General features: G+C 72.7%; 17 protein-coding genes. 4 read left to right on the top strand and 13 right to left on the bottom strand.

Annotated features, from left to right (window positions below):
* Positions 1–63 precede the first annotated feature (63 nt).
* Positions 64–2,010 carry an AAA family ATPase gene (locus tag ABIA33_RS35945; RefSeq protein WP_370088008.1) on the top strand — a complete coding sequence of 649 codons (1,947 nt, stop codon included), beginning with the start codon at positions 64–66 and terminating at the stop codon, positions 2,008–2,010.
* A gap of 109 nt (positions 2,011–2,119) precedes the next feature.
* Here the strand turns inward: ABIA33_RS35945 and ABIA33_RS35950 are convergent, their stop codons facing one another.
* The 10 genes from ABIA33_RS35950 to rimP all read right to left on the bottom strand — a co-directional run bounded on the left by ABIA33_RS35950 (position 2,120) and on the right by rimP (position 14,786).
* Positions 2,120–3,052, bottom strand: a complete 933-nt coding sequence (locus ABIA33_RS35950; RefSeq protein WP_370088010.1) for a bifunctional riboflavin kinase/FAD synthetase — start codon at positions 3,050–3,052, stop codon at positions 2,120–2,122.
* Between the two features lie 33 nt (positions 3,053–3,085).
* Positions 3,086–6,232: a serine protease gene (locus tag ABIA33_RS35955; protein ID WP_370088012.1), complete on the bottom strand. Its 3,147-nt coding sequence runs from the start codon at positions 6,230–6,232 to the stop codon at positions 3,086–3,088.
* Between the two features lie 168 nt (positions 6,233–6,400).
* The gene (gene truB / locus ABIA33_RS35960; protein WP_370088014.1) at positions 6,401–7,309 is read right to left on the bottom strand and encodes a tRNA pseudouridine(55) synthase TruB; all 909 of its coding nucleotides are present in this window, start codon (positions 7,307–7,309) and stop codon (positions 6,401–6,403) included.
* 11 nt (positions 7,310–7,320) lie between these two features.
* Positions 7,321–8,430 carry a bifunctional oligoribonuclease/PAP phosphatase NrnA gene (locus ABIA33_RS35965; RefSeq protein ID WP_370088016.1) on the bottom strand — a complete coding sequence of 370 codons (1,110 nt, stop codon included), beginning with the start codon at positions 8,428–8,430 and terminating at the stop codon, positions 7,321–7,323.
* 2 nt (positions 8,431–8,432) lie between these two features.
* A complete protein-coding gene (gene rbfA / locus ABIA33_RS35970; RefSeq protein WP_370088018.1) occupies positions 8,433–8,891 on the bottom strand; it encodes a 30S ribosome-binding factor RbfA in 459 nt (152 codons plus the stop codon).
* A 133-nt stretch (positions 8,892–9,024) separates the two neighbouring features.
* Positions 9,025–9,321: a DUF503 domain-containing protein gene (locus ABIA33_RS35975; protein ID WP_370088020.1), complete on the bottom strand. Its 297-nt coding sequence runs from the start codon at positions 9,319–9,321 to the stop codon at positions 9,025–9,027.
* Between the two features lie 119 nt (positions 9,322–9,440).
* Entirely contained in the window at positions 9,441–12,590 is a 3,150-nt protein-coding gene (gene infB, locus ABIA33_RS35980) for a translation initiation factor IF-2 (RefSeq protein WP_370088022.1), read from the bottom strand.
* Between the two features lie 169 nt (positions 12,591–12,759).
* Entirely contained in the window at positions 12,760–13,041 is a 282-nt protein-coding gene (locus ABIA33_RS35985; protein ID WP_370088039.1) for a YlxR family protein, read from the bottom strand.
* A gap of 93 nt (positions 13,042–13,134) precedes the next feature.
* Positions 13,135–14,157 (bottom strand): transcription termination factor NusA, encoded by a 1,023-nt coding sequence (gene nusA / locus ABIA33_RS35990; RefSeq protein ID WP_370088024.1) that lies wholly within the window; start codon positions 14,155–14,157, stop codon positions 13,135–13,137.
* A 50-nt stretch (positions 14,158–14,207) separates the two neighbouring features.
* On the bottom strand, positions 14,208–14,786 hold the full coding sequence (gene rimP / locus ABIA33_RS35995; protein ID WP_370088026.1) for a ribosome maturation factor RimP: 579 nt from the start codon (positions 14,784–14,786) through the stop codon (positions 14,208–14,210).
* A 147-nt stretch (positions 14,787–14,933) separates the two neighbouring features.
* Between rimP and ABIA33_RS36000 the strand changes: the two genes are divergently transcribed.
* The 3 genes from ABIA33_RS36000 to ABIA33_RS36010 all read left to right on the top strand — a co-directional run bounded on the left by ABIA33_RS36000 (position 14,934) and on the right by ABIA33_RS36010 (position 18,144).
* On the top strand, positions 14,934–15,959 hold the full coding sequence (locus ABIA33_RS36000; RefSeq protein ID WP_370088028.1) for a DUF4439 domain-containing protein: 1,026 nt from the start codon (positions 14,934–14,936) through the stop codon (positions 15,957–15,959).
* A gap of 47 nt (positions 15,960–16,006) precedes the next feature.
* Positions 16,007–16,930, top strand: coding sequence for an aminoglycoside phosphotransferase family protein (locus tag ABIA33_RS36005; RefSeq protein WP_370088029.1), 924 nt, complete (start codon positions 16,007–16,009; stop codon positions 16,928–16,930).
* An 83-nt stretch (positions 16,931–17,013) separates the two neighbouring features.
* Positions 17,014–18,144 carry a sensor histidine kinase gene (locus ABIA33_RS36010; protein ID WP_370088031.1) on the top strand — a complete coding sequence of 377 codons (1,131 nt, stop codon included), beginning with the start codon at positions 17,014–17,016 and terminating at the stop codon, positions 18,142–18,144.
* 49 nt (positions 18,145–18,193) lie between these two features.
* Here the strand turns inward: ABIA33_RS36010 and ABIA33_RS36015 are convergent, their stop codons facing one another.
* From ABIA33_RS36015 to ABIA33_RS36025, 3 genes are all read right to left on the bottom strand, one after another.
* Complete coding sequence (locus ABIA33_RS36015) at positions 18,194–18,748, bottom strand: GNAT family N-acetyltransferase (protein ID WP_370088033.1); 555 nt, start codon at positions 18,746–18,748, stop codon at positions 18,194–18,196.
* A 66-nt stretch (positions 18,749–18,814) separates the two neighbouring features.
* The gene (locus ABIA33_RS36020) at positions 18,815–20,752 is read right to left on the bottom strand and encodes an LPXTG cell wall anchor domain-containing protein (protein WP_370088035.1); all 1,938 of its coding nucleotides are present in this window, start codon (positions 20,750–20,752) and stop codon (positions 18,815–18,817) included.
* A 187-nt stretch (positions 20,753–20,939) separates the two neighbouring features.
* Positions 20,940–21,791, bottom strand: coding sequence for a GNAT family N-acetyltransferase (locus ABIA33_RS36025; protein WP_370088037.1), 852 nt, complete (start codon positions 21,789–21,791; stop codon positions 20,940–20,942).
* Between the last annotated feature and the right edge of the window lie 196 nt (positions 21,792–21,987).

Below are 21,987 nucleotides of genomic sequence, written 5' to 3' on the forward strand. Positions count from 1 at the left end.
TGCCGAGCCGGGCGCTTCGCCGACTACGCTGGTGCATCACGGAGGCGAACGAGAGGGACAGCAGTGACGACGAGCGATCGCGACGGCGTCTACGTCGGCGACAATGCGCCGGACGAGGACGAGGAGTGGTCGGACGCGCCTGAATACACGCCTCCGGCCTGGTACACCCAGAACGCCCAGCAGGTCGGCGGGCAGGCGCCGGTGGTGGCGCCGGCGCACACGCCGGCGCTGGGAGTCCCGGTGCCGCAGGCTGCTCCGCAGCCCGGTCCGCCGGCTGTGACGGGTCCGCCGCCCGCGCCTCTGTCGGTGCCGGTGCCGGTGCCTGCCGAGATGCCCGAGGTGTTCGGGGCGGTCGCGCCGCGGGAACAGGGCCTGCCGGCCGCGCCGGCAGCCGTCGTACCAGTGGCACCTGTCGTGCGCCCGGAGTCCGAGCCGGAGGCGACGGCGGCTCAGGAGACCGATCCGGAGCCACCGGTGGCGCCCGCTGCGCCGGCCCCCGTGCCCTCGCCCGCTTGGCCGGCTTCCCCTCAGGTCGGGTCGGAGGCCGCCGCCGAGCCCGTCCAACCGCCTGCTCACCCCGTTCCTGAGCCCTACCGCCCGGCCACTGGGGAGGTGCCGCTGGCCCCCGCTCCGGCTCCGTGGCTCCCGCAGCAGCAGGTCGCGCCGCAGCCGCAGGCGTGGACCCCGCCGCCGCTGCCCGAGCAGCCGCAGCCGCAGCAGCCCCCGCAGCAGTGGGCACCCCCACCGGTCGAGCAGCAGCCGCCGCAGCAGTGGGCACCCCCGCCGGTCGAGCAGCAGCCGCCGCAGCAACAGCAGTGGGCACCCCCACCCGGGGCCGAGCGGCTACAGCAGCCGCAACAGCAATGGGCCCCGCCGCCAGTCGCCGATCCTCGGCAGGGCGGATGGCCGCAGCAGCAGCCGGGGGCCGCGCCGGGCGCGCCGCTCGGCTACACCGCTGCCGTGGAACTGTCCTCGGACCGGCTGCTGCGCAAGCAGCCGGACGAGCGCCGCTCCGCACCCTCACGATTCCGCTTCGGCGGAAAGGCCGCCGAGGAGGAGCGTCAGCGAAAGCTGGCCGTGATCCGCACGCCCGTCATGAGCTGCTACAAGATCGCCGTGATCAGCCTCAAGGGCGGCGTCGGAAAGACCACCACGACGACCGCGCTCGGCGCGACCCTGGCCTCGGAGCGCCAGGACAAGGTGATCGCGGTCGACGCCAACCCGGACGCCGGAACCCTCGGCCGGCGCGTCCGCCGCGAGACCGGGGCCACGATCCGGGACCTGGTCACCGCGATCCCGCATCTCAGCAGCTACATGGATGTGCGGAGGTACACCTCGCAGGCTCCGAGCGGTCTGGAGATCCTGGCGAACGACGTCGACCCCGCCGTCTCGACGACCTTCAACGACGAGGACTACCGGCAGGTCATCGGGTTCCTCGGGCGGCAGTACCCGATCGTGCTCACGGACTCGGGAACGGGCCTGCTGTACAGCGCGATGCGCGGTGTCCTGGATCTGGCGGACCAGCTGATCGTGGTCTCCACGCCCAGCGTCGACGGTGCCAGTAGCGCCAGCACAACGCTGGACTGGCTGTCCGCCCACGGCTACGCGGACCTGGTCCAGCGCAGCATCACGGTGGTGTCCGGGGTGCGGGAGACGTCCAAGATGATCAGGATCGAGGACATCGTCGCGCACTTCCAGACCCGGTGCCGGGGTGTGGTCGTGGTCCCCTTCGACGAGCACCTGTCTGCGGGGGCCGAGGTGGACCTGTCGCGGATGCGGCCGAAGACCCGCGACGCGTACTTCGACCTGGCGGCGATGGTGGCCGCGGACTTCCCGCGGACCCAGCCGCAGCCGATGGGCTGGCCGGGCGTACCGCCGCAGCAACAGCAGTGGGAAGCGCCGCAGCAGCAGTGGGAGGCACCGCAGCAGCCCCAACACCAGCCCCAGCAGCAACCGCAGTGGGGGCCACCGCCGCCTCCGCCTCCGGGTTACTACCCACCGCAGCAGTAGCGGGCGGGCAGGGAGTCGAGCAGGAACAGGGAAGGGGGCCTCGCGGCTCCCTTCCCTGTTTCCGCCCCCTGTTCCCGCTCCGTGTTTCCGCGTCGCTCGCCGGCCGGCCTCAGTCGGTGAGCTCGCGGGCCTGCTTCACATCGACGGCCATGCGGTCGAGCAGGGCGTCGATGGTGTCGAACTTCTCCATGCCGCGCAGGTAGGCCAGGAAGTCGACGCTGACGTGCAGCCCGTACAGGTCGAGGCCGACCCGGTCGATGGCGTACGCCTCCACCGTCCGCGCGGTGCCGTCGAAGGTCGGATTGGTGCCGACCGAGATCGCGGCCGGCATCCGTTCTTGATTCGCCGTCAACCAGCCCGCGTAGACGCCGTCCGCGGGGATCGCGGTGTGCGGCAGGGTTTCCACGTTCGCGGTCGGGTAGCCGAGTTCGCGCCCGCGCTGTGCTCCGCGCACCACGGTGCCCTCGACCCGGTGCGGGCGGCCCAGCACCTCTGCGGCACCGGCCACGTCACCCTCGGCGACCAGGCGGCGGGCCAGCGTGGACGAGAAGGGGGTGCCGTTCTCGCCCTGGACGGTGAGGTCGCACACGTCGACGCTGAAGTCGTAACGCTCGCCGAGGGTGGCGAGCAGGGCCACGTCGCCGGAGGCGCGGTGGCCGAAGCGGAAGTTGGGGCCCTCGACGATGCGAGTGGTGTGCAGGGCGTCGACCAGCACCTGCCGGACGAAGTCCTCCGGTGAGAGGTGCGAGAAGGCCGGGGTGAACGGGATCAGCAGGATGGCGTCCACGCCCAGTTCCGCCATCAGCTCGGCCCGGCGTCGGTGCGAGGCCAGCAGCGCGGGGTGGCTGCCCGGTCGGACCACCTCGCTGGGATGCGGGTCGAAGGTCACCACCACCGAGCGGGCACCGAGGTCGCGGGCGTGTGCGATCGCCTGGTCGATGATCAGTTGGTGGCCCCGGTGCACCCCGTCGAAGGAACCGATGGTGACGACGCTGCGCCCCCAGTCCCCGGGGACTTCCTCCAGGCCATGCCAGCGCTGCACCCTGACCGCTCCTCGTTCGTACCACTGTGACCCCTATAGCGTGCCATGCGGCTGATCGGTGCCCTGCATTGGCTCGGCTGCCCGCAGCGCTGACAGGAGTTCCTGGTGGAGGGCCGTGGAGTGGGCGGAGAGGACGGCACGGAAGGCAGCGCGGACGGGTTCGGGCTGCTCGGCGGCGAGATCGCGGACGAAAGGGAGCAGGGTCGCGCGCTCGGAGGGGCCGTAGCGGGTGCGGGCGTCCAACCAGGTCGCGACCTGCGCGGCCGCCTCGGGACGGCTCGACAGGTGCTCGCCGACCAGCCGTGCGGCGGCTCGCTGGGCGTGGGGGGCGTGAACGCTGCCGAGCGTGTGGAGGATCGCTGCGGCCTCCTCGCCGGGCTGGTTCAGCCGGGCCTTGAAGGCCGAGAGGACTAGCGCCGGGTGGGCGTCCAGGGCGGGAGCGAGGGCCTCGGCGGTGAGCATGGGGTCGGCGGCGATGTAGCGCGCCACTGCGGCCGGGAGGTGGCGGCCGCGGGTGTCCGGGTCGGCGACCAGGACCGCAAGCGCAGCGCCGTGCAGCCTCTCCTCGGTCGCGCGGGCGAGCAGGGCCTCGGCGGCATAGCGGAGCAGGGCGCGGTCGGCAGGACTGCCCGGGTTGACGGTCGGCGCGTGCACCGCGGCGGCGACATGCCGTTCCGGGCGGGGGTCGTGGGCCCAGCGGTCCACGGCGCGGCAGAGCGCGGACGGCTCGATGACAGCGAGCTCGCGGAGCAGCGCGTCGGCCCGGGGGTGGGCTGCGGCGACCAGGGCCTCGGCCAGGTCGTCCAGGGCGATCCGGCGGTGGGTGCGGAGCAGATGCAGCGCGGAGGCGGCCAGTTGCTCGTCCTGGAACCAGAGGCAGAGGGCGGGCAGCGCCGTCGGCGGGTCGGCACGGAGCAGGTGGGCCACGGCGTCCAGGGTCTCGGGGGCGCCGCCGCGGGCCAGCAGCCGGAGCAGGTCGATCCGGGCGGCGAGGGGTAGCGGCAGGTCCGTCCAGAAGCCGAGCGGCAGGACGTGCTCTCCGCCGCGGGCCGACTGGGTGCGCGAGGCCATGCGGGCGGCGAGCGAGCGCAGCAGCGGCAGGTGGGGTTCGGCGTCGGGGAGACGGAGCAGCACCGAGGTCAGGAGGTTGGCCGCCCACCAGTGCGCATCGCTGTGGGGTGGCGCGGCCTCGGGACCGTCCAGGCGGAGGACGAGGTGGCTGAGCCAGGGTTCCAGCGCCGAGGGGTCCTGCTGCTCGGTCAGGCGGAGCAGGGCTTCCCTGACCGGTCCGATGCGGTGGTGCGGGACCGGCCGCAGCGGTGGCGGGGGCTGGGGCGGCGACTGCGGCGGCGGCACGGCCTGGCCACGCGGGCCGCCGCGCCGGTGGGCGCCATGGGGCGGCGGAACGGCGGCGCCGGGGGCGGGAGGCCGGTGCAGGGCCTCGGGGCCATCGCCGAGGAGCGTGTCCAGGGCGGTGGCCAGGTCGAGATGCCCGCCCTGGAGCCATTCGGAGAGTTCCTCGTGGGCGAAACGGTAGACCGGTCCTGCCGGGACCAGCAGTCCTTCGCCGAGCACGGCCTGGGCCCAGCCCTCGGCCCAGGGGAAGATCCCGTCGAAGTCGCTGCGGTCGAGCGACCCGCCGCCGGGTCCGAGCATCCGGCGTGCGGCCTCGTGGACGCGGCCTGCGGCAGCGGTGGCCAGTCGGCGGCGTTGCCCGGGGCCCGAGCCGGGATCGGGCGCTGAGAGGCGTTCGGCGATGCGCAGGCAGGCGAGGTCGATCCGCGCGCCGAGGAGTTCCGCGCGGGTGGGTCCGCACCCGGGCTCCTGATCAGGTGCGGGGGTGACCGCGTGATCGCCGTCGGCGGTCGGCAGGGCGGCGCGGATCTCCGCGAGCAGGCGCAGGCTGAGCGGGTGCCGTGAGGGCGCAGCGAGGGGTAGACCGTAGCGGCGGGCGGTCTCGGCGGCGATGTCGGCGGGCAGATCCGCCAGCTCCAGCCGGGGCTGCAGGTCCTCGGCGGAGAACAGCGGCCCGGCCTGCTCCCAGTACTCGGGCCGGCAGCCGACCACCAGCCTGGTCTCGGTGCGGCGCAGCCGGCGACCGGTCTCTGCGCTCCATTCGCCCAGCCGGGTCAGCAGCCCGAGCGGCATCTCCTCCGGATTGTCGAGAACGACGAGCAGCGGTCGGTGCGCTGCGGCCGCGAGGCGGCAGACCTGGTCGGCGAGGCTGTCGCCCTCGCCTTCGGAGGGAGCGCCGACGGCAGTGGGTCGAGGGCGGGGGCGCTGGAGCGCCCGCTCGACCGCGTCCAGCACCGAGCCGTCGTCGGGCCGCAGGTCGGCGCCGCGCAACCACACGGTGGGCAGCCGGTGGGCGGACTGCGCCCGGTGGACGGCGAGCGCCGCCAGCTCGGTCGTGCGGCCGCTGCCGGGTTCGCCGACGAGGGCCTGCACCGGGCGGTCCGGGGACCAGTGCGGGTAGGCGGCCAGGAGTCCGTCGGGCCGGTCCACCCGGCACGCGGCGGTCCCGTTGAGTGCGGTCAGCGTGGCGGCGGTCAGCTCCAGGACCCCGGCGAGGTTCAGCGCCCGTCCGTGCGCCGGAACCGTCGCGGCGTTGCGGGCCAGCAGGTCGGCGACGGCGGGGTGCCCGGCGGCGGCGCGCAGGGGGACGGCGAGCACCGCACCGCGCCGGTGGCTGCGCAGCGCAGCGGTGGCCACGCCGACGACCGCGCCGGTCTCGGCGTCCAGAACCGGAGTTCCGGTCGTCTCGAGAGCCAGGCCGTAGGGTGCCTGATCAAGTTCCAGCAGCCACACGTCGGCGAGCAGATGCCAGCGGTCGGCGGGGGCGTATCGGGCCGTCACCAGACCCGCGACGCCGCCCTGGAGGGCGTGTTCGGCGTGCGGGAGGGTGACCAGCCGGGTGCCGTGGCCGTCGGCGAGCGGGAGAGGCGGGAGTACCGCGTCGGTGCGCAGCAGCGCGAGGTCGAACTCGGGCAGCGGGACCACGTCGTCGGCGCTGAGTCGGCGAACCGCCCCGCCCGGCCAGGTCAGTAGCATCGCCGTGAGCGTGTCCACGGCCTCGTGGCTGGTCAGCAGGGTTCCCTCGTGGTCGACCGGGAACGCGACGCCCCTGGACTGCCCACCCGGGTCGGAGACCCGTACCAGTGCTCCATCCGCCCGCCGCACCGCACACCCCCGCCCGGTCGCCCGGGTGGAGGCTGCCCGCCCGTGCGGCCGCGCGACCCCCTGCGCCCCGCACACCCCCCTGCTTCACTCCACGCGCTCGCCCGCACGGGTGAGCCTGCGTTTGCAGCGGTGCTGAGGGAGGGCGAAAGAGGAAGGGCGAAAAGGGGTTCAGACGAAGACGGCGAGCGACTTGGCCTTGCCGCCGCGCTCCTCGATCAGGGCCAGGAAGCGGCCGTCGGGGTCAAACACGGCGATGGGGTCGGTGGCGTCCATGCCGGGGGCGTCGATGCGGATGCCGTTGACCAGGAGACGGGCCTGTTCGGCGTCGACGTCCCAGCGGGGGAAGGCGGCCGCGGCGGCGTCGGCGATGGGGAGGACAGCGTCGGCGAAGGACTCCTCCAGGGCCGCCAGGGTGTGCGAGCCGGTGGCGGTGTAGGGACCGACCCGGGTGCGCCGCAGCACGGTGAGGTGGCCGCCGACGCCCAGGCCGTCGCCCAGATCCCGGGCCAGGGCGCGGATGTAGGTGCCCGAGGTGCAGTCCACGGTGACGTCGAGGTCGATCAACGGGGTGCCGTCCTCGGCCCGCTCGTCGCGACGGTGGTGAACCTCGAAGCGGGAGACGGTGACGGGACGCGCGGCGAGCTCGACCTCCTCGCCCTCGCGCACACGGGTGTAGGAGCGCTTGCCGTCGATCTTGATGGCGCTGACCGAGGAGGGAACCTGCTGGATGTCGCCGGTCAGCGCCGCCACCCCGGCGGCGATGGCATCCGGGGTGACCTCCGCGGTCGAGGTGGTGGCCGTGACGTCGCCCTCGGCGTCGTCGGTGACGGTCGACTGGCCGAGGCGGATCGTGGCCTCGTAGGTCTTGCTGGTCAGCGCCAGATGCCCGAGCAGGCGGGTGGCCCGCTCGCAGCCGATCACCAGGACGCCCGTCGCCATCGGGTCGAGCGTCCCCGCGTGCCCGACCTTGCGGGTACCGGCCAGGCGGCGGATCCGGGCCACCACGGTGTGCGAGGTGATCCCGGCGGGCTTGTCGACGATGACCAGGCCGTCAGGACCGGTTCCCTTGCGCTTCAACGATCAGACTCTCAGCTGGATTCGAGCGCGGCACGGAACCGCGCCACGGTGGCGGTGACGCCGTCGTACGAGGTGAAGCCCGCCGCGTAGGCGTGCCCGCCGCCGCCGAGGGCGGCGCAGGCCGCCGCGACGTCCACCGCGCCCTTGGCGCGGGAGGAGCCGCGCAGGCTGCCGTCCGGGTCCTCCTTGAGGACCAGGGTGACCTCGGCCTCGGACGCCTTGCGGACCACGTCGATCAGACCCTCGATCTCCTCCGGGAGGACCTCGTGGGCCAGCAGGTCGGCATTGGGCACCCAGGTCCAGACGAGCCCGCGGCCCTCCGCCGCCGCCGGGTCAAGCTCGGCCCGCGACAGCGCGGCGGCCAGCACCTTGAGGTAGCCGAAGGACTGGGTGTCCCACAGCCGGCGGGAGATCAGGTCGTGGCGCAGCCCGGTGGCCAGCAGGCGGGACGCCAGCTCGTGGGTCGCGGGGGTGGTCGCCGCATAGCGGAAGGAACCGGTGTCGGTGGCCACGCCGGTGTAGAGGCAGGTCGCGATGTCGCGGTCCAGCGGTACCCCGAGGCGGCGCAGCAGCTCGTCCACCAGCACGGCCGTGGCCGGGGCCTTGGGGTCGATCAGCTGGTGCGTGCCGAAGCCGCCGTTGGAGGCGTGGTGGTCGATGACGACCAGTTCGGTCGCCGCCTCGGCCTTGGGCCTGAGCAGCCCGAGCCGCTGCGCGTCGGCCACGTCGAAGGTGATCATCAGCTCGGGCTGGTCGGGCACTGCGGCGGCGGGCACCAGCAGGTCCTGACCGGGCAGGAACTCCAGCGAACCAGGGACGATCTGCGGGTCGTCACCGAACGACACGCGCACCTCGACGCCCAGCGAGCGCAGCGCGAGCCCGGCAGCGAGCGCCGAGCCGAGTGCATCACCGTCGGGCATCACATGGCACACCAGGTCGACCGAGGCGGCGTGGTCGATGGCGGCCAGCGCCCGGTCCCAGTCGCGGTCGGTGAGGCTGGTGCTGTGGTCCACGGCGTGGCCTGCGGCAACGTGAGCGGACTGCTCCGCGCGCGGGGACGGAAGCGCGGGGACGCCCGCCACGGTCATGGCGGGCGTTCCCGCGGCCTGCTGGCCGGGCACTGCTACTCGTCCTCGACGTCGTCGGAGTCGAGGTCGTCGTCCTCGCCGGGCTTGCGGTACGGGTCCGCCTCACCGGCGTAGGACTTGCCGACGGCGACGCTGCGCACCTCGGCGTCCTGCGCCCGGGCCTTGACGAGCAGGTCGTCCAGGTGGCGGGCGGTGTCCGGGATGGCGTCGGCGATGAACGTCAGCGACGGCGTGAACCGCACCCCGGTCTGCCGGCCCACCTCGGTGCGCAGCACGCCCTTGGCGCTCTCCAGCGCGGCCGACGTGGCTGCCCGGTCGGTCTCGTCGCCGTAGACCGTGTAGAAGACGGTGGCCTCGCGCAGGTCACCGGTCACCCGGGTGTCGGTGATGGTCACGAAACCGAGGCGCGGATCCTTGATCCGCCGCTCCAGGGTCTCCGCGACGACCACCCGGATGCGGTCTGCGAGCTTGCGCGCCCTCGCGGTGTCGGTCACTGGTCCTCCTCGTGCTGTGGGCCCGGCTTCGCAAAGATACCGGTGTTCCCGTCGGTCTCCGGGCCCGTGCTCAACCTACCCGGACGCACCCACCTAGGGATGCCATGTCTGATTGTCCTATTCGACAACGCCGTTACTCGTCGTCGTCGTCCCGCAGCCGGCGGCGGGCCGCCAGCAGTTGGACCTCCGGGCGGCCGGAGACCAGCCGCTCGCAGCTGTCCAGTACCTCGCCGACGTAACCGGCGTCCCCGGACACCACGGCCAGGCCGATCTCGGCCCTGCGGTGGAGTTCCTGGTTGCCGGTCTCGGCGGCGCAGACGCTGTACTTGCGCTGCAGTTCGGCCACGATCGGCCGGACCAACGAACGCTTCTCCTTCAACGAGTGGACGTCGCCGAGGAGCAGGTCGAAGGTCAGTGTTCCTACGAACATGGGTGAACAGGTCACGCCGACCTGTGAGGCCTTGAAGGGGTGGAGCCGCCACCGTACTGAACGCGGCCGGGGCCGGTCGACAAGATTATCTGCCGACCGACCCCGACCGTCACTGCGACTTACGAGCGCGGCTTCTCGCGCATCTCGAAGGTCTCGATGACGTCGTCCACCTTGATGTCGTTGAACGACCCCAGGGTGACACCGGCCTCGAAGCCCTCGCGGACCTCGGTCGCGTCGTCCTTGAAGCGGCGCAGACCCTCGATGGTGAGGGACTCCGCCACGACCTTGCCGTCGCGGATGAGGCGTGCCTTGGCGTTGCGGCGCAGCAGGCCCTCGCGGACGATGACACCCGCGATGTTGCCGAACTTGCTGGAGCGGAAGACCTCGCGCACCTCCGCGGAACCGAGGCGCACCTCCTCGTACTCCGGCTTGAGCAGGCCCTTGAGCGCAGCCTCGATCTCCTCGATCGCCTGGTAGATGACCGAGTAGTAGCGGACGTCGACGCCCTCGCGCTCGGCTGCCGTACGGGCGCGGCCTTCGGCGCGCACGTTGAAGCCGATGATGATGGCGTCGGAGCCCATGGCCAGGTCCACGTCGGACTCGGTGATCGCACCCACACCGCGGTGCAGGATGCGGAGCTCGACCTCCTCGCCCACGTCCAGCTTGACCAGCGCGTCCTCGAGGGCCTCCACGGAACCGGAGACATCGCCCTTGATGATGAGGTTGAGCTGCTGGATGCCGCCGGCCGCGATCGCCTTGTCGAGGTTCTCCAGGGAGATCCGCATCGGGCGACGGGCGAACATGGCGTTGCGGTCACGGGCCGAACGCTTCTCCGCGATCTGGCGCGCGGTGCGGTCGTCGTCGACGACGATGAAGCTGTCGCCGGCGCGGGGCACCGAGGTGAGACCGAGGAGCAGCACCGGACGGGACGGACCCGCCTCGAGCACGTTCTTGCCGTTCTCGTCGAGCATGGCCCGGACACGGCCGTGGGCGTCACCGACGGCGATGGAGTCGCCGACGCGCAGCGTGCCGCGCTGGACCAGGACGGTCGCCATGGCGCCGCGACCCTTGTCCAGGTGGGCCTCGATCGCGATGCCCTGGGCGTCCTGCTCCGGGTTGGCGCGCAGGTCCAGCGAGGCGTCGGCGGTGAGCACGACGGCCTCGAGCAGCTGGTCGATGTTGAGGCCCTGACGGGCGGAGATGTCGACGAACATGGTGTCGCCGCCGTACTCCTCGGCCACCAGGCCGAACTCGGTCAGCTGACCGCGGACCTTGGTCGGGTCGGCGCCCTCGACGTCGATCTTGTTGACCGCGACCACGATCGGCACGCCGGCGGCCTGGGCGTGGTTGAGCGCCTCGACCGTCTGCGGCATGACGCCGTCGTTGGCCGCGACCACCAGGATCGCGATGTCGGTGGACTTGGCACCACGGGCACGCATGGCGGAGAACGCCTCGTGACCGGGGGTGTCGATGAAAGTGATGCGGCGCTCCTCGCCGTTCACCTCCGCGGCCACCTGGTAGGCACCGATGTGCTGGGTGATGCCGCCGGCCTCGCCCGCGACCACGTTGGTCTTGCGGATCGCGTCCAGCAGGCGGGTCTTGCCGTGGTCGACGTGACCCATGACGGTGACCACCGGCGGACGCGCGACGAGCATGTCCTCGTCGCCCTCGTCCTCGCCGAAGTCGATGTCGAAGGACTCGAGCAGCTCGCGGTCCTCGTCGTCACGGCTGACGATCTCCAGGACGAAGCCCATCTCCTCGGCGAGGAGCTGCAGCGTCTCGTCGGGGACCGACTGGGTCGCGGTGACCATCTGCTCGAGGTTGAGCATCACCGAGACGAGCGCCGCCGGGTTGGCGTTGATCTTCTCGGCGAAGTCGGTGAGCGAAGCGCCGTGCGACAGACGGACCGTCTGGCCGTTGCCGCGAGGCAGCATCACGCCACCGATCGACGGCGCCTGCATCGACTCGTATTCCTGACGACGCTGGCGCTTCGACTTGCGTCCACGCGCCGGACGGCCGTTCGGGCCGCGGCCGAAGGCACCCTGCGTGCCGCCACGGGCACCCGGGCCACCAGGACGGCCGCCGAAGCCACCGGGACGGGGACCGAAGCCGCCGCCACCGCCGCCACCGGGACGACCAGCGAAACCGCCACCGGCCGGGCGAGCGCCCGGACCGGCCGGACGGCCCTGGAAGCCGGGACGCGCGCCACCGGCGCCGCCGCCGGGACCACTGGGACGGCCGCCGGGGCCACCCGGGCCACGGCCGCCGGGGCCGCTGGGACGGCCGCCGGGGCCGCCGTTGGACGCGGGACGCTGCGGCATCATGCCCGGGTTCGGGCGCGGCATGCCGGACGGGCTCGGACCGCCGGGGCGGGGGCCGCCCTGCGGACGGGGCATCCCACCGGGAGCACCGGGACGGTCGCCGCCGGGACGCGAAGCGCCACCGGAGGGACGGTCGCCACCGGGACGCGGAGCCCCGGGACGGTCGCCACCCGGACGCGGGGCGCCGGAGCGCTCCGCACCAGGACGCGGCGCGCCGGGACGGTCGCCACCGGGCCGGGGAGCGCCGGAACGCTCACCGGGACCGGCCGGACGGGCACCGGGACGGTCGCCGCCGGGCCGGGGAGCGCCGGAACGCTCGCCACCGGGGCCGGACGGACGGGCGCCCGGACGGGACATGCCGGTGTTGCTGGACGTGAAGGGATTGTTGCCCGGACGCGGGCCGGCCGGGCGGGCGCCCGGAGTCGCGGCGGGACGCGGCGCGGGAGCACCGGGACGCGGGCCCGCAGCGGCGGGACGAGCGGCCGGAGCCTCAGCGGCGGCGGGCGCGACAGGCGCGGCCGGAGCAGGGGTGGCCGGAGCCGGGGTGGCCGGAGCCGGTGCCGAGAACTCGGCAGCGGGCGCGGCCGGACGCGGCGCCGGACGCGGACCCGGTGCAGCGGCGGGACGCGGCGCGGCAGACGCGGCCGGTGCCGCAGCAGCAGGCTGCGGTGCGGCGGCCGGACGCGGCGCAGCGGGGCGCGGGGCGCCAGGCCGGGGTGCCGCGGACGCGGACCCGGCAGGCTTGGGGGGCGCCGGCTTGCTCGCCGACGCGGGCTTCGCAGGGCTCGCGGCCCCACCGAAGGCAACTTCCAACTTTCGTACCACAGGCGCCTCGATCGTCGAGGACGCCGAACGAACAAACTCACCGAGCTCTTGGAGCTTGGCCATGACGACCTTGCTCTCAACGCCCAAATCCTTGGCGAGTTCGTATACCCGGACCTTAGCCACTTCGCTCCTTCTAGGTCCGGGTGTTCCGCCGGACCGTCGCTACTTCATGCTCGTACTCATCGCGTACTCATCGAGTGCTCATCGCAATCTCGACCTACTTTCGAACTCGCGAGGTACCTGTTGCTCGGCCCCCGCACATGGGTGCGGCAGCTCCGTGCTCTGTCGTGTCTCAGACCCTCGGCAGTGCCTCGACGTACCGCTGAAGTGCCGCGGTGTCGAGCGGCCCCTGGAGGCGCAACGCCCTCAGGAACGCCCGGCGGCGCAGCGCCAGGTCAAGGCACCCCGACACGGGGTGCAGATGCGCGCCCCGGCCGGGCAGCGTGCCGCGGGGATCGGGGACGCATTCGCCCTCGACCGCCGTCACACGCAGCAGGTCATGTTTGGCAGCTCGCTTCCGACACCCGACGCAAGTGCGTTTCGGGCATGAACGGTCACGCGTCCGGCCAGACACGTCCAAGTCTACCCCTCTGGTGGTCTTCACTCCGACCCTGTTGATAAGGGCCCGATGTCCGCAACTCGAAACCGGGACTCCGAAAGAGCCCGGTCAGTCCCGGCGAGGGGCGTCCGTTCCGTCGGCGCCCGCGGACCCCGCCGCCTCGACGTCGGGGCGGATGTCGATGCGCCAACCGGTGAGCCGGGCGGCGAGGCGGGCGTTCTGGCCCTCCTTGCCGATCGCCAGCGACAGCTGGTAGTCCGGCACGGTCACCCGTGCGGAGCGGGTGTCGTAGTCGACGATCTCGACCCGGGTCACCCGTGCGGGGGACAGGGCGTTGGCCACCATCTCCGCCGGGTCGTCCGACCAGTCCACGATGTCGATCTTCTCGCCGAGCAGCTCGGCCATCACCGCGCGCACCCGGCCGCCCATCGGACCGATGCAGGCGCCCTTGGCGTTCAGGCCCGCCTTGCCGGTCCACACCGCGATCTTGCTGCGGAAACCGGCCTCGCGGGCGATGGCGGCGATCTCCACCGAGCCGTCCGCGATCTCCGGGACCTCCAGCGCGAACAGCTGCCGGACCAGGTTGGGGTGGGTGCGCGACAGGGTCACCGACGGGCCGCGAACGCCCCGACGCACCGCCACCACGTAGCACTTGATCCGCAGCCCGTGCTTGTACTCCTCGCCGGGGACCTGCTCCTGGGCGGGCAGGATCGCCTCGATCTTGCCGATGTCCACCAGGACGTTCTTCGGGTCCTTGCCCTGCTGCACCACGCCCGAGACGATGTCGCCCTCGCGCCCGGCGTACTCGCCGAAGGTCAGCTCCTCCTCGGCGTCGCGGAGACGCTGCAGGATGACCTGCTTGGCGGTGCTGGCCGCGATCCGGCCGAAGCCGCTCGGGGTGTCGTCGAACTCGCGCGGCACGGCGCCCTCGGCGACCTCGTCCGCGTCCTCCTTGGCCCAGACCGTCACATGGCCGGTCTCGCGGTTGAGCTCCACGCGGGCCTTCTGCCGCGAGCCCTCAGTGCGGTGGTACGCAATGAGGAGGGCCGACTCGATCGCCTGGACCAGCAGGTCGAACTTGATCTCCCGCTCCTGCACCAACCTGCGCAGGGCACTCATATCGATATCCACGGCTACGCCTCCTCTTCTTCTTGCTGTGTCTTCGGGGTACTGCGGTGGCGCTACGCCTCGTCCGGCTCGACGTCTGCGTCTTCTACGCCGTCTACGTCGTCTACGTCTTCTGCGTCGTCTGCTTCGTCCGCGTCGTCCAGGCCCTTGCGGTTGAACTCCACCTGCACCCGCGCCTTGGCGATCTCGGCATACGCCAGGCGGCGCTCGGTGGCCTTGCCCCGGCCCTTGACCGGCGGGATCTCCAGGAGGACGCCGTCCTCGTCCGACTCGAGGACCCGGCCGGTGACCTCACCGCCCGCGCCGAGCTGCGCCTTGACCAGGCGGGTACGCGCGCGGTGCCAGTGCCGGGGGAGCGTCAGCAGGCGGTCGACACCCGGGGAGCCGACCTCCAGCCGGTACTCGCCGTCGCCCAGCACTGCCGTGCCCTCGGGGCCGTCCAGGGCCTCGCCGAACGCGCGGCTCAGTTCAGCGACGGTGTCCAGGTCCACCCCGCCGTCGGCGTCCAGGGTCACGTCCAGGACGCGGCGCCCGCCGACCTTGCTGAGGGTGACCTCTTCCAGATCCACGCCCGCTGTGACAGCGAGGGGTTCCAGCAGAACATGCAGCCGGTCGTTCAGGGTCGTGCTCATCCGGGTGACTCCTCGGCCGCGTCTGCTGTTGTCGGAAGGTCGCAAAGAACAGCCCACAGCCTATCCGGTACTGCCCCCAAGTGCCGATTCGGAGACTTTTCAGGGCCGGTGTCCACGCCGGAGGAACAGGCGGTAGCGTCCGTGATCGTGACCTTCTCCGTACCCGGACCCCGCCGTCGCGCACTGCTCGGCGTGGGGCTGATCGGCCTGCTCTCCGCCTGCAGCGACACCACCGCCAGGAGCACCACGCCAACCGGCGGCCGCCCGGCCCGGTCGGTGGACGCGGCGGACCCCGACACGCCCGTGCGTACCCGCTCCCTGCGGGCGACCGAGGCACTGATCGCCCGCTACGACGCCACCCTGACCGGCTACCCGGCGCTCGGCACCACGCTGCACCCGCTGCGCGTGGAACTGGCCGCGCACGCCTCGGCGCTCGGCATCTCCGCCACGCCGACCGCCGGCGCGTCCGCAAACCCGGGGCCGACCGCGTCGTCCGGCATCCTGCGGGCGACATCGCAGACGGCATCGCAGACCGCGACCGGCACGCCCGTGCCCGGCACCCGCACCGCGGCTCTCGCCGCACTCGCGTCGGCCGAACGCACCACCGCCCAGGGGCGCACCGCCGACCTGCTCACGGCCTCCCCCGCCCTGGCGCGGCTGCTCGCCTCCATCGCCGCGAGCGGGGCGCAGCACGCGGTCCGGCTCGGTGGCAGCGCTCCGGCCACGTCCGCGGCCGCACCCCTGACCACGACCCTGCCGCCCGCGGCACTCGCCGCACTGCAGGCTGCGCTCGCAGCCGAGGACGCCGCCGTCTACGGCTACGGCGTCATCGGCGCGCAGCTCGACGGCGACCGCCGGGCCCAGGCCGACGCCGCCTACCAGGCACACCGGTCCCGGCGCGGCGCCCTGCAGCAGCGGATCAGCGCCGCCGGCGCTGCCCCGGCCGCTGCGGCACCCGCCTACGAGCTGCCGGCCCCGGTCACCGACACCGGCTCGGCGGTCCGGCTCGCGGCCCTGATCGAGGACCGGATCTCGGCCGTCTACGCCAACGCCGTCGAGGCCACGACCGGGCCTCTTCGCAGCTCGGTGGCCACGTCACTGCGGCAGGCCGCGCTGGACACCCTCGCCTGGAGCGGCACCGGCAGTGCCTTCCCCGGCCTCCCGCATGGCTGACAATGGTCGGGTGCACCACCACGGGGGCGAGCGAACGAAAGGCCAGCATGTCGGCAGCAGACCAGCAGATCAGCATTCCCGCCCGACTCCAGGAGACCGTCCGAGCCTGGGACGGGGCACGGGGGGCGGCCTGGCTCGGCTCGCTGCACGCGCTGGTGACGACCTGTCTCCTGCGCTGGGACCTCACCGTGGAACGGGTCGTCGAGCCGGGTGGCCAGCTCAGCCTGGTCCTGTACGTCAGACGCGCCGACGGCACACCAGCCGTGCTGAAGCTGGGACTGCCTTCGCCCGAGTCGGCCCAGGAACACGCCGCCCTGGCGCACTGGAACGGGCGCGGCGCCGTCCGTCTGCTGGAGGCCGCCCCCGAGGACGGCGCGATGCTGCTGGAACGCCTGAACGGTGAGGTGCCGTTGCTGTCCCTCGCCGAGAGCAAGGCGATGCTGGAAGCCGCGGGGACGATCCAGCGGCTGTGGGTCGCGCCACCGGAGGACCACCCGTTCACTCTGGTCGCCGACTACGTGCCCGCCCTGTGCGAGAGTATGAACCGCCGCCGGGAGTTGCCCAGCGCCGCCGAGCTGCGTCCGCTGCTGGACGAGGCCCTGGCCACCGCCGACGACCTGCTCGGCGGCGAGCCCGAACAGCTGCTGCTGCACGGGGACTTCCACCACGGCAACGTGCTCTCCGCCGAACGCTCCCCCTGGCTCGCCATCGATCCCAAACCGCTCGTCGGCGAGCGGGCCTACGACCTGGCCTGGCTCGCCCAGGACCGGCTGGAGACCCTGGCCGGGGTTCCGGGACCGGAGGCGGCCGCCCGGCGCAGGCTCCAGCGTCTGTCCGACGCGGTCGAGGTCGACCGGGACCGGCTGCGCGGCTGGACCCTGTTCCGCACCGTGGAGGCCGGGCTGTGGAGCCTGGAGGTCGGCGACGCCAGGACCGCCGCGCTGTACCTGGAGTTCGCCGCGATGCTGTGAGCGGTGCCGCTCGTCCGCAAGACCTCGCAACACCTCGCACTCACCCTCCGCCGAGAGCCTGTCCCCACGAGAGGACCCCGCCCGTGGCCGGCCGTCCCCCCCGCAAAAGGATCACCGACGAGGAGATCGAGAAGATCCGCGGGTTCAACCCCTACGCCCTGCTGCCCTGGGTGCTGCTGGCGCTCAGCCCGCTGCTCGCGGTCCTGGACGGGGCGTACCCGCGCCCCGTCGCCGCCATGTGCGGGCTGGGGCTGTTCGCTCTGCTCTACTGCGCGACCGTCCTCACCGCCTTCCAGCCCCGGGTCCAGGACGGCCGGGTGCCGACGGCGCTGGCCCTGGTGATGGTGCCGGTCACCGGTGCTCTGGCCGGATCCCTGCCGCACGGGCTGGTGCTCTACTCGCTCCTGGCCATCGCCTGCGCCGTGGTGGTGCCGAGCCGGGGCGGGCCGCTCGTGCTGATCGGGGTGCCCGCGCTGGCGGGCCTCACCGCCTACATGCGCGGGCAGAGCAGCAGCATCCCCAGCGCCCTCTGGAGCACCTTCCTGCCGGGCGCCATCGTCTTCGTGATGCTCAAGCTTTTCACCGTGGTGACCCAACTCCGGGAGACCCGCCGGGAACTGGCCCGGGTCGCGGTCGCCGAGGAGCGGCTGCGGTTCAGCCGCGACCTGCACGATCTGCTCGGCCATAGCCTGTCCGTGATCGCGCTCAAGGCTGAGGTGGTGCGGCGGCTCGCGCCGACCGACCTGGAGGCGGCCCTGGCCCAGACGGAGGAGATCGAACAGGTCAGCCGGAAGGCCCTCGCCGAGATCCGCGAGGCGGTCAGCGGCTACCGGGAGACCGGGCTCGCCGAGGAACTCGAGCGTGCGCGCTCGCTGCTCAGCGCGGCCCGGATCGAGCCGGTGGTACGGGAGTCGGGACCGTCGCTGCCGGCGCAGGCCGAGGGCCTGCTGGCGTGGGTCGTCCGGGAGGGCGTGACCAATGTGGTGCGGCACAGCAACGGCGCCCGGCACTGCGAGATCCGGATCGATCGCGACACGGACCCGGTGCGGCTGAGCATCAGCGACGACGGCGCGGGCCGCCCGCAGTCGGCGAACGGGCACGGCAACGGGCTGCGGGGGCTGACGGAACGTCTGGTCGAGGCCGGCGGCACGCTGACGGCAGAGCCGTCGGAGGCCGGCTTCCAGTTGCTCGCGACCCTGCCGGCACAGCGCTGACGAAGCGCTCACGACACGGGATCGGTGGAGTCGGGTCGGCGCGGGGCGCTCAGTAGCGGGGCGGGAACGGCAGCGGAGCGCCCATCACCGCGTAGGGGACCGCCGTGTTCGGGAACATCACGTGGCGGGCGAGGTCCCGGTATCCCAGCGAGCGGTACAGGGACCGGGCCGGGGTCTCCCGGTCGATGGCCGACAGGATCGTCCGCGGCAGCTGCGTACTCGCGCAGAGGGTGGTGATGAGGCGTCGACCGAGGCCCAGCCCCTGGTACTCGGGGTGCACGTGCAGTTCGGTGACGGAGAAGGAGTCGTCCAGCCAGAAGCCGTTCCCGTTGGCCTCCAGATGCGGCTCGATGACGGAACTCCACCAGTGGGAGCGGTCATTGGGCATCCCGTAGCCGAAGCCCACCAACTGTCCGAAGTCGCCGGGACGGCTCCGCGCCACCGCGCCGAAGGCGCGTACCCCGGGGGCGAGGGCGTGCCGTCCCACGATCTGCAGCCGTACCGAGACCTCCTCACTGGTCAGGCCGAAAGCGGCGGCCTGCACCGCCAGGGCCTCCGCTGCCCGCCCGGCGAGGTCGAATGGCTCGATCGTGACGTCGTTCATCGCCTCGCACGGTACCCGGTCGGCCACGGGGCGGGACAGTCTCCCGCGCCCGTGGCCGACGGAGAGTCATCGCGGCCGACGTCGCCCGACCAGGAGGAAGGCCGACAGGCCGAGCAGCAGCAGGGACACGGCGAGGCCGATGATCGGCAGCGTCGTGCTGGAGGCGCCGGTCTTGGCCAGGACTCCGGTGGCGGCTGCGGAACGGACGGCGGAGGCGGCGGGAGCGGCCGAGCGGGTGGCGGCGCCCGCGGCGGTCGTCATGGTGGCGGGCATGGTGGCCGCGTTGCCGAGGACCGTGCCGACCGCGCTGGGTTGCGGGACGACGTCATGCGCAGGAACGACCCGGGGGGCCGACTGGGAGGTCGCCGAGACCGGGATCCCGATGGCCGGGCCCGTTGCGGGCGCAGGGCTCATGGCGGCTGCCATCGACGCCGGCGCGGACGCAGGCGCCGGCGCACTCATCATCGGCGCCGCGACCGCGGTCGCGGAGCCGACGACAGGGCTGGGGCGGGCGGGGGTCGTCTTGGCCGGGACCGAAGGCGCCGCGGGGACGGACGCTGATGCCGGAGCCGAGGCGCCGACCGACGCCGGGGCCGAGGCCGGCGCGCTTGACGCCGGCGCGCTCATCATCGGCGTACCGCTTGCCGACGCCACTGCCGACGCGCTGGTCGAGGCACTGCTCGACGCGGACGCGGACGCACTCGCCGAGGCACTCGCGCCAGGTGCCGCGGCCTGCGGGCAGTTGAGGTTGGTCAGTGACGCCGCGAGCCGCGCCGTCAGGAAGTCGAACAGGTTCTGTCCGGCCTGCGGTGAGGGAGCAGCCGCGAAGAACTGCTGGTCGGCCTTGATGCGCTGGGCCCCGAGCGTGGACAGGCTCTTGCAGTAGGCCAGTGGATCGCCGTTGTTGGCGGCACCGAGGCGGGCCTGACCCACCCCGACCCGGTAGAGGTTGGTCTTGGTTCGGCTGGCCTTGGCGTTGACCTGCACCATCGGGTCGTTCAGCGGGACGAGCGCGATCGGCGCGGCCTGGGCCTTGGCCGCCTGGATCTCGTCCAGTCCGAGCGAGGTGGCCTGCTGGCCCGGGTTCGCCAGGTCGGGCGCCGTGAACGCGGTGCAGCCCAGTGCGGGATCCACGAACGCGGTCAGCAGCAGGTTGTCGCTCCCGTTCAGGAGGGACACCGAACCGACCATCGCTGCGGTGTTGGCCGCGGTCTTCTGCGCGATCTGCCCGTTGGCGTTGGCCAGGTAGTCGGAGGTGACGTTGTCGCTCTGGTCCTGGTCGACCAGCCCGAAGTCACGGGTGGTCAGACAGGACTTGCCGTCCTTGCCGGTGCCGATCGCGGGGACGGTGAGCTTCCCTGCGGCCTGCGCCGTGTTGGCGGCGGCGAAGAACTTACCGGCGTTGCAGTAGGCGAACTGACCGAAGATCGACCCGTTGGATCCGTTGACGCAGCCTCCCGCCGCCAGGCTGTTGCGCTGGCTGCGCAGGGTGAGGTTGTTGCCGTTGAAGCCGAACCAGATGCCCACCACGGCTCCGGCGGGTAGGGCGGGGACGACGGGGGCGGCGGCGGCCTTGGTGCCCTTGTCGATGACCAGCGGGTTGTAGACGGAGAGTGCCCCGGTTGCCGGATCGACCACCGTGGCCTGGACGAACGCCGACTGGTTCACGTTGGCTTCGTTGCACGGGCCCTGGGCGGCGTCGGTGGCGGAGAGCTGATAGGGCGTCGAGAGGCCCTTGGCGCTCAGCGGGTTCGCCGGAACGGTGAGGGTGCAGTTCGCGTTGGGGGTGGCTGCCGCTGCCGGGGCCTGCGCGGCGGGGGCCGCGGTGGTCGCGCCGAAGGCGGTGCCGAGGAGGGTGGCGAGGCCGAGGAATCCGGCCAGTGCGCCGATGAGGGTGGCGTAGCGGTTCCGGCGCATCCGGTGGCGCCAGGAGCGGTGCTGCGCGGGGCGTCGTTCGTCGCGCTGACCTGCGTGTCGGCTGGAGCGCTGATGGGTACGTGACACTCGCGGTCCTTTGTCAGAGGGCACCTCGGGGGAAGGTGACATACGGGCGGGGAAGAGCCCGTCCCGGGGGAGGGAATGTCACTCAAGGTGATGACGGCGCGAGTGTATGCATGGCGTGCGACCGTGCGAGCGGGTTCCCGGAACTCCTGACGCAGCTGTCCCTCAAGCGCTCAGAAGCAGCTCTGGTTCAGAACAACACACTCATGAACGTGCCTACTTCGGAGAAACCCACTCGACGGTAGGCGGCCCGGGCGACGGTGTTGAAGTCATTGACGTACAGACTCACGACCGGGGCGACCTCACGCAGCGCGTGTTCGACCACAGCGGCCATACCGCTCTCGGAGTGGCCTCTCCCCCGGTGTCCAGGGGCGACCCAGACTCCCTGGATCTGGCAGGCGCTCGGTGTGGCCGCGCCGATCTCCGCCTTGAAGACGACCTTCCCCGCCTCGAAGCGGGCGAAGGCGCGGCCGGTGCTGACCAGCTCGGCAACCCGGGCCCGGTAGAGCAGGCCGCCGTCCCCCGCGAGCGGGGAGACGCCGACCTCCTCGGTGAACATCGCGACGCAGGCGGGGATCAGCAGGTCCATCTCGTCCCGCCGCACCCTGCGCACCCGGGGGTCGGGGGCGATCTCGGTGGAGGGCTCCCAGGTGGCCATCAGCGGCTGGTTGGGGCGCACCTCACGGGCCGGTCCCCAACTGGGTTCCAGCAGCGACCAGAGCAGAGCGGTGGACTCGGCCGGGCCGACGATGGACGAGCAGCGGCGGCCCTGGCGGCGGGCACGCTCGGCGAAAGCGCGGACGGCCTCGGGACCCGCGCTCAGCGGGACGAGGTTGGCTCCGGCGTAGCAGAGCCCGTCCAGGCGGCGGCCGTCGTACCAGCCCCACATCTCACCGCCGAGCCGCCAGGCGTCGAGCCCGGCGACGGCGACACGTGAGGCGACGAACGCGTTGGCGATGGGGTCGCGGTCGAGCACTTCCAGGGCAGCCGGGAGGTCGCCGGGTTCCAGGACCCGGGTCGTCGTCACCGAACTGCTCAGCATTGAGGAACCCTATCCCGTCGGCTCAGGATGGGAAGAGGGTGGGGCGCAAGCGCTTGGGACCGGCCGGCACCTGGTGGCTACTACTCACTGACGGCGACGGTGGGTGCGCCGGAGGCGACGCCCTCGTCCTGCATCTGCTCGGCCAGCTTCAACGCCTCCTCGATCAGCGTCTCCACGATCTTCGACTCCGGCACCG

The sequence above is a fragment of the Streptacidiphilus sp. MAP12-16 genome (assembly GCF_041262165.1).
GTDB lineage: Bacteria > Actinomycetota > Actinomycetes > Streptomycetales > Streptomycetaceae > Streptacidiphilus.

Coding starts and splice junctions, on each gene's coding strand:
- ABIA33_RS36005 (WP_370088029.1), top strand. CDS start 16,007: ATGTCGGCAGCAGACCAGCAGATCAGCATTCCCGCCCGACTCCAGGAG.
- ABIA33_RS35975 (WP_370088020.1), bottom strand. CDS start 9,321: ATGTTCGTAGGAACACTGACCTTCGACCTGCTCCTCGGCGACGTCCAC.
- ABIA33_RS36025 (WP_370088037.1), bottom strand. CDS start 21,791: ATGCTGAGCAGTTCGGTGACGACGACCCGGGTCCTGGAACCCGGCGAC.
- ABIA33_RS36015 (WP_370088033.1), bottom strand. CDS start 18,748: ATGAACGACGTCACGATCGAGCCATTCGACCTCGCCGGGCGGGCAGCG.
- rimP (WP_370088026.1), bottom strand. CDS start 14,786: ATGAGCACGACCCTGAACGACCGGCTGCATGTTCTGCTGGAACCCCTC.